At 70.8% G+C, this 17,880-nt stretch carries 17 protein-coding genes and 2 pseudogenes; 11 read left to right on the top strand and 8 right to left on the bottom strand.

Translation table 11 applies throughout. The annotated features are described in order from the left end of the window. Positions 1-218: 218 nt before the first annotated feature. On the top strand, positions 219-767 hold the full coding sequence (locus ACIBCU_RS25540) for a transglycosylase SLT domain-containing protein (protein ID WP_362927806.1): 549 nt from the start codon (positions 219-221) through the stop codon (positions 765-767). Positions 768-838: 71 nt separating this feature from the next. On the opposite strand, the gene ACIBCU_RS25535 is transcribed toward ACIBCU_RS25540, so the two are convergent. Together ACIBCU_RS25535 and ACIBCU_RS25530 are read right to left on the bottom strand one after the other, a co-directional pair. Continuing rightward, positions 839-1,330, bottom strand: a complete 492-nt coding sequence (locus ACIBCU_RS25535) for an ATP-binding protein (protein WP_399234569.1) — start codon at positions 1,328-1,330, stop codon at positions 839-841. 106 nt (positions 1,331-1,436) lie between these two features. After that, positions 1,437-2,888 carry a PucR family transcriptional regulator ligand-binding domain-containing protein gene (locus ACIBCU_RS25530; RefSeq protein WP_362927663.1) on the bottom strand — a complete coding sequence of 484 codons (1,452 nt, stop codon included), beginning with the start codon at positions 2,886-2,888 and terminating at the stop codon, positions 1,437-1,439. 103 nt (positions 2,889-2,991) lie between these two features. Between ACIBCU_RS25530 and ACIBCU_RS25525 the strand changes: the two genes are divergently transcribed. Next, on the top strand, positions 2,992-4,527 hold the full coding sequence (locus ACIBCU_RS25525; RefSeq protein WP_399234223.1) for a purine-cytosine permease family protein: 1,536 nt from the start codon (positions 2,992-2,994) through the stop codon (positions 4,525-4,527). 104 nt (positions 4,528-4,631) lie between these two features. Then, the gene (locus ACIBCU_RS25520; RefSeq protein ID WP_399234221.1) at positions 4,632-6,071 is read left to right on the top strand and encodes a gamma-aminobutyraldehyde dehydrogenase; all 1,440 of its coding nucleotides are present in this window, start codon (positions 4,632-4,634) and stop codon (positions 6,069-6,071) included. A gap of 78 nt (positions 6,072-6,149) precedes the next feature. Here ACIBCU_RS25520 and ACIBCU_RS25515 read toward each other — a convergent pair whose 3' ends face one another. Then, complete coding sequence (locus ACIBCU_RS25515) at positions 6,150-6,548, bottom strand: hypothetical protein (protein ID WP_399234219.1); 399 nt, start codon at positions 6,546-6,548, stop codon at positions 6,150-6,152. A 141-nt stretch (positions 6,549-6,689) separates the two neighbouring features. On the opposite strand from ACIBCU_RS25515, the gene ACIBCU_RS25510 reads away from it, so the two are divergent. The 3 genes and pseudogenes from ACIBCU_RS25510 (at position 6,690) to ACIBCU_RS25500 (ending at position 8,014) form a co-directional block, all read left to right on the top strand. Beyond that, positions 6,690-7,160 (top strand): HIT family protein, encoded by a 471-nt coding sequence (locus tag ACIBCU_RS25510; protein WP_399234217.1) that lies wholly within the window; start codon positions 6,690-6,692, stop codon positions 7,158-7,160. A 72-nt stretch (positions 7,161-7,232) separates the two neighbouring features. Beyond that, positions 7,233-7,325 (top strand): annotated as a pseudogene (locus ACIBCU_RS25505) (maleylpyruvate isomerase); the annotation flags it as partial. 170 nt (positions 7,326-7,495) lie between these two features. Further along, the gene (locus ACIBCU_RS25500; RefSeq protein WP_362927658.1) at positions 7,496-8,014 is read left to right on the top strand and encodes a hypothetical protein; all 519 of its coding nucleotides are present in this window, start codon (positions 7,496-7,498) and stop codon (positions 8,012-8,014) included. Between the two features lie 36 nt (positions 8,015-8,050). Here the strand turns inward: ACIBCU_RS25500 and ACIBCU_RS25495 are convergent, their stop codons facing one another. Then, positions 8,051-10,795: an FUSC family protein gene (locus ACIBCU_RS25495; RefSeq protein WP_399234214.1), complete on the bottom strand. Its 2,745-nt coding sequence runs from the start codon at positions 10,793-10,795 to the stop codon at positions 8,051-8,053. Continuing rightward, the gene (locus ACIBCU_RS25490; protein ID WP_362927656.1) at positions 10,792-11,262 is read right to left on the bottom strand and encodes a MarR family transcriptional regulator; all 471 of its coding nucleotides are present in this window, start codon (positions 11,260-11,262) and stop codon (positions 10,792-10,794) included. Before ACIBCU_RS25490 ends, ACIBCU_RS25495 begins: the two co-directional genes overlap by 4 nt. A gap of 184 nt (positions 11,263-11,446) precedes the next feature. Here ACIBCU_RS25490 and ACIBCU_RS25485 point away from each other — a divergent pair, with 184 nt between their 5' ends. Beyond that, positions 11,447-11,623 (top strand): hypothetical protein, encoded by a 177-nt coding sequence (locus ACIBCU_RS25485; protein WP_362927655.1) that lies wholly within the window; start codon positions 11,447-11,449, stop codon positions 11,621-11,623. A gap of 158 nt (positions 11,624-11,781) precedes the next feature. Here ACIBCU_RS25485 and ACIBCU_RS25480 read toward each other — a convergent pair whose 3' ends face one another. Further along, a complete protein-coding gene (locus ACIBCU_RS25480) occupies positions 11,782-12,969 on the bottom strand; it encodes a MalY/PatB family protein (protein WP_399234211.1) in 1,188 nt (395 codons plus the stop codon). Between the two features lie 2 nt (positions 12,970-12,971). Further along, complete coding sequence (malX, locus tag ACIBCU_RS25475) at positions 12,972-14,573, bottom strand: maltose/glucose-specific PTS transporter subunit IIBC (RefSeq protein ID WP_399234209.1); 1,602 nt, start codon at positions 14,571-14,573, stop codon at positions 12,972-12,974. A 400-nt stretch (positions 14,574-14,973) separates the two neighbouring features. On the opposite strand from malX, the gene ACIBCU_RS25470 reads away from it, so the two are divergent. The 3 genes from ACIBCU_RS25470 (at position 14,974) to ACIBCU_RS25460 (ending at position 16,994) form a co-directional block, all read left to right on the top strand. After that, positions 14,974-15,051, top strand: coding sequence for a 50S ribosomal protein bL37 (locus ACIBCU_RS25470; RefSeq protein ID WP_371604899.1), 78 nt, complete (start codon positions 14,974-14,976; stop codon positions 15,049-15,051). A 240-nt stretch (positions 15,052-15,291) separates the two neighbouring features. After that, positions 15,292-16,386 (top strand): hypothetical protein, encoded by a 1,095-nt coding sequence (locus ACIBCU_RS25465; RefSeq protein WP_399234208.1) that lies wholly within the window; start codon positions 15,292-15,294, stop codon positions 16,384-16,386. Positions 16,387-16,454: 68 nt separating this feature from the next. After that, positions 16,455-16,994 carry a hypothetical protein gene (locus ACIBCU_RS25460; protein WP_362927651.1) on the top strand — a complete coding sequence of 180 codons (540 nt, stop codon included), beginning with the start codon at positions 16,455-16,457 and terminating at the stop codon, positions 16,992-16,994. Positions 16,995-17,048: 54 nt separating this feature from the next. Here the strand turns inward: ACIBCU_RS25460 and ACIBCU_RS25455 are convergent. Continuing rightward, positions 17,049-17,266: pseudogene (locus ACIBCU_RS25455) on the bottom strand (DUF2470 domain-containing protein); the annotation flags it as partial. 139 nt (positions 17,267-17,405) lie between these two features. On the opposite strand from ACIBCU_RS25455, the gene ACIBCU_RS25450 reads away from it, so the two are divergent. After that, positions 17,406-17,825 (top strand): TetR-like C-terminal domain-containing protein, encoded by a 420-nt coding sequence (locus ACIBCU_RS25450; RefSeq protein WP_399234567.1) that lies wholly within the window; start codon positions 17,406-17,408, stop codon positions 17,823-17,825. Positions 17,826-17,880 lie beyond the last annotated feature (55 nt).

Here is a 17,880-nt window from a genome sequence, read left to right as displayed (position 1 = left end):
GAGCGCACCGGCCGCACCTCCGGCCCCGGTCTACGTACGGGCCTAGTAGCGCGGGTCGTTGCCGTCGTCCTGGCGTGCCGCTAACCATGGTTCGAGCCCCGGGGAGCTGACGCTCCGGACCGGTCGAGTGCGGCACCTTCCGTACGGACCACGCCGCGCCCTTCCGCTCCAGCTCCGGCCCCGGGACGTCCCTGACATCAGCGCAAGGAGAGTGTTCTATCCGTACGTCCGCTCAGTCCCTGGCCCCCACCGCCCGGATCCGCAGGTTCGCGGTCTCCGGACTGTGCGCGGCAGGAGCCGCAGCAGCCGCTCTGACCCTCGCCCCGTCCCCCGCGCACGCCTCCGAGCCGGCCTCGCACAGCGCGGCCGCGTCGGCCGGTGTCTCGGCCGCCGGAGTCGCCGCGCAGGCGGACGCCATCGGTGAGAAGGCCGGCAAGGCCGCCGACACGGACAATCTGGACAGCTGGATCCGGGAGTCCCTCAAGATCATGGACGCCAAGGGGATCCCGGGCAGCTACGAGGGTCTGCACAGCAACATCATGCGTGAGTCCGGCGGCGACCCCGAAGCGTCCAACGACTGGGACGTCAACGCGCAGAACGGCACGCCCTCCAAGGGCCTGCTGCAGGTCATCCAGCCGACCTTCGACGCCTATCACGTCTCGGGCACCCCGAAGGACCTGACCGACCCGGTCGCCAACATCACCGCGGCCGCCAACTACGCGGCCGACAAGTACGGCTCCATCGACAACGTCGACTCCGCCTACTGAGGCACGAGTCACACACGGCACGGCCACGCCCCGGGAGGGGCGTGGCCGTGCCGTGTGTCATCTACCCGACCTCACCAGGGTGACTGTCCCGCAGGGTCGCCATCCAGGCCGTCGAGCAGCGAGATCTGTACGCGCACCCGCTTGCCCACAGGCTCGCGGCGTACCTCGAAGCTCTGGCAGACCGCGAGAACGATCTCCAGGCCGTGCTGGCCCGCGCGTGAGGGGTTGCCCTTCAAAGCGCTGGGGAGCACGGAGCCCGAGTCCCACATCGTGATGGTCAGCATGGTGCCGTCCACCTCGAGATCCAGCAGGCACGGGCCCGGCGCGTACTTGCAGACATTCGTGGCGAGCTCGCTCACCACCAGCTGCGAGACCTCCATGGCCCGCGAGGGGACGTCCACACCTCGCAGGGACCGCGCGTCGGACAGGAACTCCCGAACGAATCCACGAGCCCGGGAAATGTCCCCGGGCTCCATGTCGTACGCGGCGCTACCCGCCACGACGCCCGCGTCGGCCTGCGGCTTGTCCTGTTCGGTCCCGCACCTCGTCGCCAGCCGTTCCATGCCGATTCCCCCGTTCGTCAGCCGCACCACGCAGCTCAGTACACCGCCCGCCTACCCCCCGTCACGGATTTCAGGCCCGGAGAAATCACGGAAGACAGGACCGGTGTCAGTCGGTGAGGCCCAGCGCGCCTGCCGCCTGGATCGCCAGCCAGACCTCGGCCAGGGCGCCCGTCGATGTCAGATCTCGTTGTGAGAGAGCGCCGAAGCGGCGCAGCCGGTACGCAAGGGTGTTCGGGTGGATGTGCAGCGCCGCAGCTGCCGTCTCCGTACGACGGTCGCGCTCCATCCAGGTGCGGGCCGAGACCAGCAGATGCGAGTCGTGGCCCTCGTCGTACCGCAGGACCTCGCCGAGCACATGCTCGACCAGGGCAGTCAGGACAGCGGGGTCGTCGGGCAGCCACCGGCCCGTCGCTTCGTCGCCGTACCGGACGACCGGGCGGCCCGACTCCACGGCCTTCGAGACGGCCCAGAGCGCCTCGCGCTCGGCGACCTTCAGCGCGACGCCCGGCGCGAAGGGACGGCTCATCCCGGCCGCCACGGCCGGCAGCCCACCGACGGCCTCCGCCAGGTCCGGCGCTCCCAGGACGTAGCGGTCCTCGCCCCAGGTGAGCAGCAGATGGGGGTGATCCTCCAGGGAGGTCAGCAGCGCCTCGTCCGTGGTGCGGCGGACCACGAGCAGCACGGCGTCACCCTCGATCGAATGCCGGGCGAGCCGACGGCGGGCCGCCTCCGGGTCGAGGACCTCCTGCAACAGCTCGGCCAGGGTCTCCGCCCCCTCGCGGCGCAGCACCTCGCGCTCATTGCGCACCATGGCCAGCCGCAGCGCCGCCACCGTGGCGATGTGCTGGACCACGGCGAGGCCCGCCGGCTGGGCACCCTGGCGCTCGTGCGCGACGAGGAAGCCCGCCGGCCCGCCGGGCGCGGGCACCGGGATGACGAAGCCGCCCGGCATTGTGGGCGGGGCGTCGACGGACGCGGGCAGGACACCGGGGTCCGGGGTGGGAACGCCCGGCAGGAGCGGGCGGCCCTGCGGTGTGCAGAGGTAGATGTCGTAGCCCGACAGGCCTTCGAGACGGCGCAGGAGCTCCGGGGTGTCGAGGTCCTCGGCGACCAGCCAGCGCAGGGAGCCGAAGACCTGGAGCTGCGCCCCCAGCCGGTGCCGGGCGTCCTCCTGGACCGAGGCCGCGATCTCCTGGGCGACAGCGATGAAGGGGACGGCGAGCGGGACTTCGAGGACCGGGAAGCCGCGCTCCTCGGCCGCCTCGAAGAGCGCGTCGTGGAGGGGCGGCATGTGCAGCTGGGCCGAGAGCGCGAGAGCGGATACGCCCGCGTCGTCCAGCCGCTCCAGATAGGCGCGCTGCCCGGCCGCACTGCGGGGTACCGCCAGACCGGCCGTCATGATCACCTCGGCACCCAGCAGCCATGGCGTCGGGTCGGCGAGCTCGCTGGCGTGCGCCCACGACACGGACCGGCCCAGGCCGCCGCTGCCGGCCTTCACCGAGAGCTGGAGCGCCGGGAAGGAGAGCAGATCCTCGACGGTGAGTTTGTTGCCGGCCACAGTCGGGAGCCTACATCTTTGTGGTGACCACGGTTGTCGCTGATCATCTGCGGGCCACAGACTGCTGGGACGCCCCGACGCATGAACGGAAGGTGGAGCGCCCGTGACGACCTCGATCACCGAAATCGAGACCTATGGTGTCGAGCGGATCCCGGACGAGGACCGCACGGCCCGCCCGGTCGATCTGTTCCGGCTCGCCTTCGGCGGCGCCAACACCTTCGCGACCTGTGTGCTGGGCGCCTTCCCGATCCTCTTCGGCCTCTCCTTCTGGCAGGGCCTCGCCGCGACCGTCCTCGGCCTCGTCGCGGGTGCGCTGCTGCTCGCCCCGATGGCGTTGTTCGGACCGGCCAACGGCACCAACAACGCCGTCTCCTCCTCCGCGCACCTGGGCGTGCACGGCCGGGTCGTCGGCTCGTTCCTCTCCCTGCTCACCGCGATCGCCTTCTTCTCGATCTCGGTGTGGTCCTCGGGGGACGCGCTCGTCGGAGGCGCGCACCGTCTCGTCGACCTCCCCGAATCGGATCTCACGTACGGCGTCGCGTACGCGGTCTTCGCCGGACTCGTGCTGGTCGTCTGCGTCTACGGCTTCCGTTTCATGCTGCTGGTCAACAAGATCGCGGTGCTGGCCGCGTCGTTCCTCTTCGTCCTCGGCGCGTTCGCCTTCGCGGGTGACTTCGACCCCGGTTACGCGGGAGCCTTCGCCTCGACCGCCGACCCGCTGTTCTGGCCGTCGTTCATCGGCGCCGCGCTGATCGTGCTCTCCAACCCGGTCTCCTTCGGCGCGTTCCTCGGCGACTGGTCCCGCTACATTCCGGCCGGGGCCCCGCGCCGCCGGGTGATGGGGGCCGCCTTCCTCGCCCAGATCGCCACCCTGCTGCCGTTCCTCTTCGGCCTGGCCACCGCGTCGATCATCGCGTCGAAGGCCGCGAAGTACGTCGACCCGGCGGCCCCCAACTACGTGGGCGGACTGCTCGCGATCTCGCCCGGCTGGTACTTCCTGCCGCTCTGCCTGATCGCGCTGATCGGCGGCCTCTCCACCGGTACGACGGCCCTCTACGGCACGGGCCTCGACTTCTCCAGCGTCTTCACGCGCTTCAGTCGCGTCCAGGCCACCTTCTTCATCGGCGTCCTGTCCATCGCGTTCATCTTCGTCGGCCGCTTCGCGCTCAATCTCGCGCAGTCCATCTCCACTTTCGCGACGCTGATCATCACCTGCACCGCACCGTGGATGATCGTGATGGCGCTGGGCTACGTCACCCGCCGTGGCTGGTACGACGCCGAGGCGCTCCAGGTTTTCAACCGCCGTCAGCGCGGCGGCCGTTACTGGTTCACGCACGGCTGGAACTGGCGTGGCCTGTCCACCTGGCTCGTCTCGGCCGTCGTGGCGCTCCTCTTCACCAACCTGCCCGGCCAGTTCGTCGGCCCGCTCGGTGACCTCGCCAACGGCACGGACATCTCCCTGCCGGTGGGCCTCGCCCTCGCCACCGTCCTCTACCTCGCACTGCTCGCCCTGTTCCCCGAACCGCGGGCCGTGTACGGACCGGACGGACCGCGCTTCGTCCGGGCCTCGGACTCCCCGGTGCCTTCGATCACCGGCGGCGCGGAGGGCCCCGTCACCGAACCCGCAACGGCCCACTGATTCCTCCGCCCGGACGCGCCCTCGTCCTCGCCGAGGACGGCCACCGGACCCCCGTCCACGAACACCTTTCCGCCCGCACCACCGCCTGACCGGGAGAGACCTCCATGAGCACCACGTTCCGCAACTACATCGGCGGTGCGTTCGCCGACGCCTCGGACGGCCGTACGCTCGATGTGGTGGACCCCACCACGGGTGACGTCTACGCGACCTCCCCGCTCTCGGGGGCGGCCGACGTCGACGCGGCGATGGCGGCCGCGGCCGCCGCATTCCCCGTCTGGCGCGACACCACACCGTCCGTGCGCCAGCGCGCGCTGCTGAAGATCGCCGACGCGATGGAGGCACGGGCGGACGACCTGGTCGCCGCGGAGAGCCGGGACACCGGCAAGCCGCTCCACCTCACCGGCAGCGAGGAAGTCGCCCCCGCCATCGACCAGGTGCGCTTCTTCGCCGGCGCGGCGCGGATGCTCGAAGGCCGCTCGGCCGGCGAGTACATGGAGGGCCTCACCTCCATCATCCGCCGTGAGCCGGTCGGTGTGTGCGCGCAGGTCGCGCCCTGGAACTACCCCCTGCTGATGGCGGTGTGGAAGTTCGCGCCCGCGCTCGCCGCGGGCAACGCGGTGGTCCTCAAGCCCTCGGACACCACCCCGGCGTCCACGGTGCTGATGGCCGAGATCATCGGCGGTGTCCTGACGGAGCTGGAGCTCCCCACCGGAATCTTCAACGTGGTCTGCGGCGACCGTGACACCGGCCGGCTGATGGTGGAGCACCCGACCCCGGCGATGGCCTCCATCACCGGCTCGGTGCGGGCCGGTATGCAGGTCGCCGAGTCCGCCGCCAAGGACGTCAAGCGGGTCCACCTGGAGCTGGGCGGCAAGGCTCCCGCCGTCATCTTCGAGGACGCCGACCTGGCGAAGGCGGTCGAGGACCTGGTGGTCGGCGGCTTCTTCAACGCCGGTCAGGACTGCACGGCCGCGACCCGCGTCCTCGTCCACGAGTCGGTCCACGACGAGTTCGTCACCGCCCTCGCCAAGGCCGCGGCCGGGACGAGGACCGGTCTCCCGGACGACGAGGACGTGCTGTACGGGCCCCTCAACAACGCGGGTCAGCTCGCCCAGGTCAGCGGGTTCATCGAGCGCCTGCCCGGGCACGCCAGGATCGAGGCGGGCGGTCACCGGGTCGGCGACAAGGGGTACTTCTACGCCCCGACCGTCGTCTCGGGCCTTCGTCAGGACGACGAGATCGTCCAGCAGGAGGTCTTCGGACCGGTCATGACCGTCCAGTCGTTCACGGACGAGGCCCAGGCCGTCGAGTACGCCAACGGCGTGGAGTACGCCCTGGCCTCCTCGGTGTGGACCAAGGACCACGCGCGGGCGATGCGGATGTCGAAGAAGCTCGACTTCGGCTGTGTGTGGATCAACACCCACATGGCCCTCGTCGCCGAGATGCCGCACGGCGGGTTCAAGAAGTCCGGCTACGGCAAGGACCTCTCCGCGTACGGCTTCGAGGACTACACCCGGATCAAGCACGTCATGACGTCGCTCTGACATCCGGGAGCCTGCCGCCCGGCGCGGTACGACCGAGCCGGGTGGCAGGACGGGGGCCGGACCGCAGGCTCTCCCCCCTCACTCCCGGATCCACCGCCTCAGCGCATCGACCGTGGTCTCCGGTGACGTGTTGAAGCACAGCCGGATCCCGGGCGCCGCCTCGGCGAGGACGTTGACCAGCCGCTCGAACAGCAGAGTGTTCTCCGGCGCCATGCGTACGCCACCACCGATCATCGCCAAGCCGAACGCATGCTCCTGGAGATGCTTCCGGACGGTCGCCTCGGCGCGGTCCGGAGAGGTGTCGATCAGGCACGGGACGGCATCGAACCCCGCCTCACGCAGTGCCGTGTTCCCGGCCTCGATCCGGGCGGTGAGCGCGGCCTCGTCAAGACCGTCGGGCATCCGGCTGTAGTCGAGCGCACTCGGATGCAGCCCGATGGACAGCACCTTCGTGTTCCCCGGCAGGGGTGTTGACATCGCAGGCCGTCCCATGGGCGGTGCCCTCTCTGCTCGCGTCGCGGTGAACTCGCCGATGTATCACGTAAGTAGACATCAACCTCGTCTCCATGTGCCCGAACACCCGTCTGGCGGCGAGGGGTGGTTCTACGATCTGGGTCCATGACGGCTCCCGACTGCTACGCGTGCGGCAGAGAAGCACAGTTCGGCGAACTCCCACCACGCGAGCGCGTCGCGTCCGACGAGCACTGGCGGGTGGCCCACGCCTTCGACACGGCGGTGCCCGGCTGGCTGGTGCTCCTGCCCCGCCGCCATGTCACCGCCGTCCACGAGCTCACCGACGCCGAGGCAGCCGCCCTGGGGACATGGCAGGTCAGGCTCTCCCGGGCTCTCCGGAGCGTGACCGGCTGCGCCAAGACCTACGTCGTCCAGTTCGCCGAAGCCGAGGGTTTCGCCCACGCGCACTTCCACATCGTGCCGCGCATGACGGACCTGCCTCCCGAGCAACGAGGGCCGGGCGTCTTCCGGCTGCTCGGCCGACCGGAGCCCGAGCGGGTAACGGCTGACCAGGCGGACGACTTGGCCCGTTCCCTCCGAGCCCAACTCGAGGAGGGCCCGCGAGAGCCACAGTGAGGCCGGGGGCACCCGCGCCCGGATGACGGACGTCCTTGTAGGCCCTGGCGGCACTGTACCGGCGTTGCCGGTGTGGATCTCTTCTCACGCTCGTGGACGGCATTGCGCACGGCGGTCGCCGGACTCCTGGACGAGGGCTTCTCACAGCCGTCCGGCTGCGCCGGGTAAGGAGGCCCGAGGCGTGACACCCGCCGCGGCGGTCTCGTGGTTCCGGGTTTCGGACCGCTGACAGGGCATGCTGGTGGCCGTGGCCACGGCGCATTCCGTAGGGCTGCCGCGGTGCCGGACCAGGGACGCGCGACGTCCGCCGTCCCGTGACGTACGAGGGAAACCACATGGCGGACGACCGGCGGTCAGGACTGCCGCCCGAGCAGGCCGCGGGTGCGCCGGCGGACCGGCTCAAGGAGCGCATCTACGCGACGATCACGATGATCGCCGTGGTGGTCGGCCTGTCCCTGGGCGAAGCCGGCACCACAGGCGCCCTGGCCACGGTGCTGACGACCGCTCTGGGGCTGTGGCTCGCGGCGTTCGTCGCCGACCAGCAGGCGCACCGCACAGTCCACCGCCGGCTCGCGACCGGCCACGACCTGCGGCGCATGCTGTACGTCAGCAGCCCGCTGCTGTCCTGCGCGGTCGGCCCGGCTGTGTTGATCACCCTCGCGGCGCTGGACGTCCTGTCCCTGTCCGCCGCCCTGACGACGGCCGCCGGAGTGGGCATCGCCTCACTCTTCGCCTGGGGCTGCGCGGGAGGGCTGCGCATGGGAGGCGGCGTTCTTCTGGCGGTGCTGGCGGGTCTGGCCGACGCGGTGATCGGTGTCGCGGTCGCGCTGGTGAAGGCGGCCGCCGGGCACTGACAGGGCCGGTGACGGCGCGGCGCGCCTTCGCGCCGGCTACAGCCGCATGTCGTGGCCGATAGGGCCGGCCTCCCGCGATTCCGGCACGTACAGGAACTCCGCGTGCGGGGCGTGGGACGTCGCCGACACGATCAGCGTGTGGCTCCCCGCCCGGAGCCCGTCGACGCGGTACCGGCCCGACCGCACCGGCCCTGCCGCGACCCGCTTCCCCCGTGCGTCGATCACGGTGACCCATCCCGCACACCCCGCGGGATGCGCTGCGCACCGGACGGTGCCCGCGACGGTCACTCCGGCCGTCTCCGCGCCGCTCACCGGGCCCGGCCCCGGGTTCGTCCGTGGTGCGGCAGGGGCGGTGGCCGTGGCGGTGCGAGTGGCGTTCCCCGGAGCGCCCGGTGCCCGTGTCGTCGGCCGCAGGGACCACTCCGCCACGAGCGCCCGGGTGCGGCGTTCCATCGGTGAACTCGTCGTGTGCTCGGGCGGGTTGTCGTTCACCGCGAGCCCGCACCGCTCCGCGTACCCGGCGAGTGTCTCGTCGAGTGCGGAGAGCTCCCGCAGCGTCGTGCGGATGCGCGACGCCCGTGGTCCGGGCGGCGCCTTGTCCAGGTCCGCCCTCAATTCCCGTACCAGCGGGCCCACCCGCTGCCAGCCCCCCTCGGGCTCACCGGTCGTCAGCGAGCGGTCGAGGGCACGCAGCGAACGGCTCAGCGTCGTGGTGATGCGGGCGAACCGTTCGGCCGGCCCGGGGGCCAGGTCGATGTCGATGTCCGCCGCCGCCGCGAGGGCGCGGGCATGGCCCGTCGCCGTGGTGAGCAGTGCGGTGCGGTTGTCCGCGTCACGCCCCCGCAGACCACGTGGCATCCGGACCAGCGGACGGGCCAGGCTCAGGACCTCGAACAGGGCGGAGTCCACCCCACGGGCGGCTCCACGGAGCCGTACGGGGGCATCGGGGTCCTCCCAGCGCAGGGCGAGCTGGGAGACGAGCGTGCCGACGGCGGACACGTAGCCGCGCTCCGCCTCCCGGGTGATCCTGCGGCTCGACAGCGGGAAGATCAGTGCGGCACAGGCGGTCGCGACGAGTATCCCGAGGCCGTTGTCCAGCAGCCGCTCGCCGAGCAGGTGGTCCATGCCGCCGTAGGGCGTCGTCAGTCCGTACAACTGCACCAGCGCGACGACGAGCCCGACGACCCAGAGGGCGTACGCGCGCTGCATCCCCCAGGCCCCGAGGGTGAGGCCCGCAACGATGACCGTCAGCGTCCCGTAGACGTGGCCGTGGCCCAGGAGATGGAGCAGAGCGACGCCGAGTACGGCACCGATCACCGTGCCCGCCATGCGGTGGCCGAACTTGCGCAGCCGCTCGTGCGTCGTGTTCGTGCCGAAGAGGGTGATCATCACGCCGACGAGACCCCAGTAGAAGCGCTGCGGGTCGATCGCGTCGGTGATCGGGCAGACGATGGCGGCGGCGACCCCCGCGTGCAGTGGTGCGCGTACGAAGGGGACAGCGCGCCGCCAGCTCTTCTCCGTGCGCGCGGCGAGCACGCGCTGCGTCGCGCCGGCCGACCCGGCGGGGCGGTTGCGCTCCAGGGCCACGGTCGGCTGGAAGGGGACCTGCGCCGGGGATTCCGGGGAGCTCCAGCCCAGCGAGAGCCAGTGGGAGAGCGATCCGGCCAGGGAGTCGAGGAGATGGGCCACGCGACAGGCGAGCTCGACGGTCTCCGCCCAGCTGTCGCCCGTACCGGGATGCTCGCGCAGGTGCTCGGCCTGGCGGCGGATGCGTTCGGCGGCCGGACGCAGGCCCTGCGCGCTGCCGAGGGGTGTGTCCCGTGCGATGACGAGGCCGACGGCCACTGCCTCGCGCAGGTGCGGCGGCGCGTCGAGGCGGGCCAGGTCTTGCACGGCCCGGCCGATACCGCGCAGGGCCAGCTCGGCGTCGAAGAGGTGGCGGTGCAGCAGCTCGGCCATGCCGGGGTCCGCGGCGACCTCCGGCTGGGCGAGCCGGCCGTCGATGGTGACGGTGGTGACGTTGAGGTGGTGCAGGGCACGTGCCATACGGCGCACGGCCCGCTCCTGGTCGGCGTCGGGGTCCAGCGTCTCGACGGCCGCGTCGGCCACCCGGCGTGCCTCCACGACGAAGGCGCGCTGGGTGCGCAGCAGGTCCTCGCGCGGCATCGGGTAGCAGAACAGCAGCCGTGTCAGGAGCACCGCCCCGGCGGAGACCAGGGCGACGGCGAGCGCCTTGCCCCACATGGCGGTGGGGATGTCCGCCATCATGCCGACCATCAGGCCGTTGAACAGCATCATGCCCGTGAGCAGAGACAGCTGTCCGAACCGGGCCAGGAAGAAGGTCAGGGCAAGCGCCGCGACCATCAGGCTGATCTCCAGGCCGCGGTCGTCGTGCAGCTCGGCGGCCGCCCACAGGACGGCGGCGTACGGGAACGGCATCCACAGGATGGCGCGGGTGAGCCGCTGCCAGGTGTTCTCGGCGACGGCGAAGGCGCTCATCAGGCCCATCATCCCGCCGACGATCATGCCGATCATGGCCGGGACGTCCAGGGCCCGCGCCATCCCGTAGCCGACCGCGAGCGAGGTCACCATCGCGACGAGGGTGCGCCAGCCCGCCTGGAGCTGCCCGAGGCCGGGGTCTGCCGCGAGTATCCAGTCCCAGCGCCGCCGTGGCCCGCCCACCCGATGCGGTACGACGGCGGGCACGGGGGTGCGGGTGGGAGGTGCGGAGGGCGCGAGTTCCGACGCCGTGTCCGACGGCGCGGTACCTGGGCTGATCAACTGGGCTCCGAATCCATCGCGTCGAGCAGGGTGGTGAGAGCGTTCCGGGCGGCGCCCACGGCGCGCTCGGAGTCGTCGACGCCCGCGTCGAGGCCTCGCAGGAGCGCCATGGCCATCCGGCGGCGCCCCCGGTCGAGCAGGTCCCGTCCGGCAGAGGTCAGGGAGGCCTCCACGACACGTCGGTCGGCGGCGCGGCGTTCGCGCGTGGTCAGGCCGCGCTCCTCGACGCTCTGCAGGACCACGGTCACGCGGGGCTGGGACATGCCCGTGTACGCGGCAAGAGCGGTCACCCGCCGGGGGCCGTCCTCCAGGGCGTCGAGTACGGCCACCTGGCTGCGGCTGAGCCCGAAGTCCCCGGTGCGGAAGAGCGTCTGCGAGAGCCGTCCGATGCCTCGGAGGAGGCCCCGGGCAGCGCTTTCGATGCGCTGCTCGTCGGTGGGGCCTGCCGGGGACGACGATTGATGCATATGGCAATTATATAGATGTCAAGAGTTGGCGCGGAACCATGCGCGGGCAAAATGCCCCGCCTCCTCCTGGTGCTCCAGCCGGATTTCTTCGTGTCCCTCGTCGCAGGGCGTGGGTGAAGATCCGCCATGCGAACACATCCGATGCCCGCGTGGGGCGCCCATCGACGATTCAGGGCTCACCGGCGTGGCGAGTGCCGCGGATGCGGGCCTGGCCATCGCCGGAGCCACCGGCGGCATGGCCTCCGGCATCGTCGTCGCAGCTGCCGGCTACCCCGTCCTCGCCCTCGCCGCCGGCGCCATCTCGCTCGCCGTCCTCCCCGCTGTCATCGCCACAGCTCGGAGCGGATCACCTCGTGTGTAGTCGGCACCAAGAGCTCTGGTCAGGCAAGCTACTGACGGATCTCTCCGCGGATCACCGTGGCGCTCAGCCCAGCCCTTCGGCGGTACCGCCGCACCTGTTGGAGTACCAGGGCCGCCGCCCGGCCCCGGTGGGGCAGACCTCACCGGGGCGAGGGCCGGTCACCCACCGGCCTGCGTGAGCCGGCGCAGCGCGCGCACCAGTGCCTCGACGCCCGCCACCGCCTTGGACCGGGGGCATCCGACATTGAGCCGGACCCGCCCCGGAGAGCCGTACGCCGCTCCCGGCATGATGGCCACCTTCTCCACCTCGACGAGTTCGCGTTGCAGCGCGCCGTCGTCGACGTCGAGCGGTCGCAGGTCGATCCAGGCGAGGTACCCCGCCTCCGGAGGCTCCCAGCCGAGCTGCGGGAACTCCCCGCGGAGACGGTCGGCGACCATCGCGAGGTTGCCCGCGAGGTACGTACGCAAGGCGTCCAGCCAGGGTGCCCCCTCCCTGTACGCGGTGATGTGCCCGACCAGTGACAGCACGGCGGGGGAGGAGAGACCGTCGGCCTCCTTGAGCTGCCGCAGATAGGCGTCGCGCGACGCGGGGTCGCCGATGATCCCGTAACTCCCGGTCAAGGCAGGGATGTTGAACGATTTCGACGCCGAGGTGATCACCGCCCACCGGCCCTCGCCGCCGAGTCCGGGCCAGGGTCGGTGGACGTGCGGGGGATGGGCCAGATCGCCGTGGATCTCGTCGCTGATGACGGCCACGCCGTGCTCCGCGCACAGCCGCGCCATCCGGGCCAGTTCGTCGGCGGTCCAGACCTTGCCCGTCGGGTTGTGCGGCGAGCACAGCAGCAGCACGGCCGTGTCGGGCAACGCCAGGAGCCGCTCCAGCTCGGCCCAGTCGTCGAGCGGACACTCCCGGAGCCGGCGCCCGTGGGCCGCCACGGTCTTGGGGAACGCGTCGTACATCGGAGTGTGGGCGACCACTCCGTCCCCGGGGCCCGACCACAGCCGGAGCAGCTGTGACAGCTGGTAGACGACGGACGGCGCGTAGACGATCGACGCGGGGTCGACGGCCGTCGCGTGCCGCGTCGCGTACCAGTGGACGACCGCGGAGAGGAAGTCGTCCTGCCGCCACCGCGAGTAACCCAGCACTGCGTGGTCAAGCCGGCCGTGGAGTGCGGCCATGATCTCCGGGGCGGTCTCGAAGTCCATGTCGGAAATCGTGAACGGCAGCAGGCCCGGCACGCCGAAGCGGTCCTCGACGTAGTCCCACTGTGTGCACCAGGTGCCGTGCCGGTCCACGAGGGTGCCGAAGCCGTACGGATCCGGCGAGGCGGGGGAGGGGGCAGTCATGGTCAGCCCACCGGGATCATGGTGACGATGGCGTCCTTCACCGACTGGACCTGCGGCCCGATGATGACCTGCACGTTGTGGCCGTCGAGCTTGATCACGCCTACGGCGCCGAGCTTCTTCAGCCGCGCCTCGTCCACCTGCGCCGCGTCCCCCACCGTCATGCGCAGGCGAGTGATGCAGTTGTCGAGGGACCGGATGTTGCCGGCGCCGCCGATCGCGTCGAGGATGGCGGCGGCGTCGTACTTCCCTGCGACCAGCTCGCGTGCGGGCTCCTGCGTCGCGTCCGCTGCGACGGGCTCATCGTCCTTGTCGTCCTGTTCCTCCTCGCGCCCGGGGGTCTTGAGGTCGAAGCGGTTGATCGCCCAGCGGAACAGGAAGTAGTACACGGCGAACCACACCGCCGCGATCACCGGCACCAGGTACCACTTGGTCGTCGATCCCTGGAGGACGCCGAAGACCAGCCAGTCGATGACGTTGCCGTCCGTGTTCCCGATGAAGACGCCGAGCAGGGCGGCCGTGAGGAAGCCGAGCCCCACCAGGACCGCGTGGATGGCGTACAGCCACGGCGCGACGAAGAGGAACAGGAACTCCAGCGGCTCCGTGATGCCGCCGACCACGCAGGCCACGACCCCCGACACGAGCAGTGCCTTGATCTCCGGGCGCATCTTCTTGTTCGCGCAGTGGTACATCGCGAGCGCGGCGCCCGGCAGGCCGCCGAGGTAGGACGCCATCTTGCCCTGGGAGAGGAAGTGTGTCGCGTCGGTGACGGCGGCATTCGGCGCGCCCGCGCAGTCGAGGTGCGCGTAGAACATGTTCAGGGCCCCGGAGACGTTGTCCCCGCACACGGCTCCCGAACCGCCGACGTCGGTGAACCGGAACATGGCCACCAGGATGTGGTGCAGGCCGATGGGGCGCAGCAGCACCTCTCCCATGCCGAAGAAGAACGGCCCGAAGACGCCGGTGTGCCCGATACCGCGGCCCACCGCGGTGATCCAGCCGTTGAAGGTCGGCCACGCCAGGGGGATGAGCAGACCGAGGACGCTCAGGACGAGAGCGGAGATGATCGGGACGAAGCGCAGCCCACCGAAGAAGGCCAGTGCGTCAGGCATGCGCTGCGTACGAAAGCGTTGGTGGAGGAGGCTGACAACGATGCCAACGGCCACGGCGCCGAGGAGTCCCGTATCGATGGACTGCACACCGAGCACATCGGCTATGCCGTAGTGCTCGATGGCGGCGTCGTCCTCGAAGTCGACACCCTTGGCGGTGAGGTAGAAGTTCACCGCGAGATTCATGGCGGCGAAACCGACGAAACCCGAGAACGCCGCCACGCCTTTGTCCTCGCGGGCGAGGCCGAGGGGGATCGCCATCGCGAAGAGGACGGGCAGGAAGGTGAAGGCCACCAGACCCGTGTTGGCCATCCAGGTGAAGACGAGGTGGAAGCCGTCGGCCTTCAGGAAGGGCAGATTGTCGGTGACGGCCTCGCTGGAGAGCGAGGAGCCGATGCCCAGCATGATGCCGCAGAACGCGAGCAGGGCCACGGGGAGCATGAACGTCTTGCCGAGCCCCTGGAGGAATTCCCAGAGTGCGGCTTTGGTCTTCTGCATGTGTACGGAACTTTCGAGCCTGGGGGGACGGACCCGGGCGCTCGCCGTGGGGATGCGGGGACCCACGGGTGATCGAGCGTCGGTGGACATGGACGAGGGGCCCGGGCCGCCTTCGCGCGACGCACCTGAGGATCGCCCGGTGAGCAGCGCCAGACGGGGCCGTTCCGCCGAACGGATCACATCACAGCGGGTCGACGGCTGTCCATGGAGGCCGGAGCGCCGCCCGAACCGGACGCAGAGGGCCCGACGGGGAGTGCGCCGGCTGTCGCACGCCGTGACGTACGCCACCTGTCCGGATCACCATCGGGTGTTTGCCGACGCGTCGGTGGGTAAGGGGCTCGTTGGCCGGATCTGGCAATCCGGTGGATAGTGGGCGAAAACTATTGATCCAGGAGGTTCGATGTCCTCGAAGCGACGTCGCAAGAAGAAGGCCCGCCGCAAGAACGGCGCGAACCACGGCAGCCGTCCGCAGACCTGAGGGTGTGCCGACATGACCGGGGGGATGGCATGTGCCACCCCCCGGACGCGTTCCTGACGGGACCTTGGACGACTTCGACGGCGACGGTACGTCGATCTGAGGCTCCGGGCCGGCCCAGCTCGGGACCCTTGACATTGAGGAAGTAGCTCTTCCCCGCGGGCTGGAGAGCGTCCGCCGGACCGCGGTGTCAGAGGCTTGCCATAGGGTCCTGGGGGAATTTCCCCGTCTCCCGGAGTCCTCGTGCCGCAGCTTGCCCACCTCGTGACCACGATCGCCGCCCCTCTGGCCTTCTCCAGAGCCGACGACGCCCCGCACCTGGAGTGCCAACTCGGAGAGCGGCTGCTCGTACAGCGTGGTGACACGGAGCTGATCGTGCAGAACCTCGACCCGTCGGCGACGGCCCCAGTCCGCTTTCCGGCCCCCTGGCCACGCCGGTACGGTCACTGCGCGGTGTCGCCCGCCGGTGATCTCGCTGTCTTCGCCGGGCTCCACGCGCTGCGGGCCGTGGACCGGGCGGGGACGGTGCGGTGGGAGGTGCGGCACCGTTGCTGGGCGGGGTGCGCGGGGCACGAAGACTTCACCGAATACGCCGATGAGCGTGACCACCGATATGCCGGCAGCGGCTCGGCCGGATTCTCCGCGGACGGGACGCTGGTGTGGGCTCACGTCCGCGGCCCCCTGGCCCACGACCGAGGCCGCGGAGCAGACGAGTGGCTGGTCATCGCCGCCGAGGACGGCACTGTGCTCGCACGAGCCGCGACACATACGGCAGCCGCGGGCTCCAGTCACGTTCCGCACCCGGACTCCGGTCAGATGGGCCTCACCATCGGTGAAGGACAGGACGGCTCCGCGCTGCGCTGGGGGCGCTGGGACGGCCGCACCCTCGCCATCGACAGCTTCGGCGACGAGGACCGCGTCATGCTGGCGGTGAGCCCCACCGGAGACCGACTGCTCACCGTCACCCACGACCAGGACACCCTGGCCCTCCACCGGGTCACCGACGGCACGGTGGAAGCCGAACTGAGTGCGGCTGCGCTCCCACGACATCCCGCGCTGGATACGGGGCATTCTGAGACCTTCGAGGACGACGAGGTGCAGGCGTTCTTCGACTACGAGGGCGGCTTCCTCGACGACGACAACGCCGTTGTCGGGACAGTCGAGAGCGACGAGGAGTTCGGCACGGGCCGTCACTGGCTCGTCGATGCGGCCCGTATGCGACTGACCGACCGGCTCGTCTATCCCTTCGAGGTATCCGGCCTGCCAAGGGCCCTCGGCGACGGCACCTGGTACACCGTGTCCGCCACCGAGACCGCTCTGCATCTCTGGACCGTGTGAGCGGCGGACCGTCTCACGCTCACCCATCTAGAATCTCCCCTCTACGTTGCTGCTTCGCGGGGAGGGGCATGGGGAACGAGAGCGACGGACGTCCGCTGCTCCTGCTCGATGTGGACGGACCTCTGAATCCTTACGCCGCGCCGCCGCACAAGCGGCCTGCGGGCTACAGCACGCACCGCATGCGCCCGACCGGGTGGGAGAACCCGTGGGACAAGCCCTTGCGGGTCTGGCTCAACCACGACCACGGTACAGACCTCTTGGCGTTGCCCTACGAGCTCGTGTGGGCGACGACGTGGAAGAACGAGGCGAACGACTGGATCGGCCCGCACCTCGGGCTGCCCGCACTCCCCTTCGTCGACTGGCCTTCCATGACACCGGACAGCCATGACCGACTGCACTGGAAGACACGGGCGTTGGTCGTGTACGCCAAGGGCCGGCCGTTCGCCTGGGTGGACGATGAGCTGGGCCCTGAGGACCGTGCATGGGTCCAGGAGCATCACGATGCCCCAGCGCTCCTGCACCAGGTGGACCCACGCCTGGGCCTCCTGGCGGAGGACTTCAGCGCACTGTCGGAGTGGGCCGCAGGGCTGGAGCAGGCTGCGGCGTGACGGAATCGGCGTACGCCGGCGCGGGTTCCCGCCCGATTCTCTCGTCGCCCGAGCTCAGGTCAGCATCTGGCTCCGGTGGGACGCGCGACGGGCGGCCGCCAGCAGGGCGTGGATCTGAGGACCGGCCTGGCCGAGCCGAGCCGGGCCACGGGCTTCGCGAACGGCAGGCGCACATCGCGGTGGGTGCCGGGGTACTCCAGACGCAGGGTCACGCCGTAGCGGTCCATCGCCAGCGGGAGGACGCGCGTCGCGCCCTTCTCCGGCTGCGGGCGGCGGCGCAGCTCAGGAGCGCCAGGTCCTGGACGTCCGCCTCCTGGCTGTCGACGAGGGCGATGACGGACGCGTACTCCCACTGCCGGTACCAGCCGCGCCGTCCTCTACCGCCGTTGGCCGACGAAGCGGGAGCTTGTCCTGGCCGCCCTGCGCGGCAAGGCGCCGCCCGTCCCGGACGAGCCGCCGGACACGGGAAATCTGCGCGGTGACGTGCTCGCCCTGCTCCGCTTCGTCGTCGGGCAGACGGCCGGTCTGGCCCATGTGCGACAGGCGCTCGCCGCGGAGCAGGGGCAGGACACGGAGCTGTCCGCGTACCTGACCTCGCGTAACCGCAGCCCTGGCGGCGACTGGATGCGTACGGTCCTGGAGCGTGCCGCCCGCCGCGGTGAGATCGATCCCGCGGTTCCGCTTCCCGACCGGTTGGTCGCGCTCCCGGTGGTCCTGGTCCTCCATGACCTCCTCATGGCCCGCCGCACCCCCTCCGAGGCCGACCTGGAGGAAGTCGTGGACCTGCTGTTCCTCCCGCTCGTCGCGCTCCGGTGGGACCGGCACGCGTGAGGGTCCGCCGCCCGGACGTCCCGGGGAAGCGGCGCCCGGTGTGAGGACCGTTGAC

It is taken from the genome of Streptomyces sp. NPDC051064 (assembly GCF_044455985.1).
Classification (GTDB): domain Bacteria; phylum Actinomycetota; class Actinomycetes; order Streptomycetales; family Streptomycetaceae; genus Streptomyces.
The sequence above is the reverse complement of the archived record's forward strand: the minus strand, read 5'-3'. Positions and strand labels throughout refer to the sequence as shown.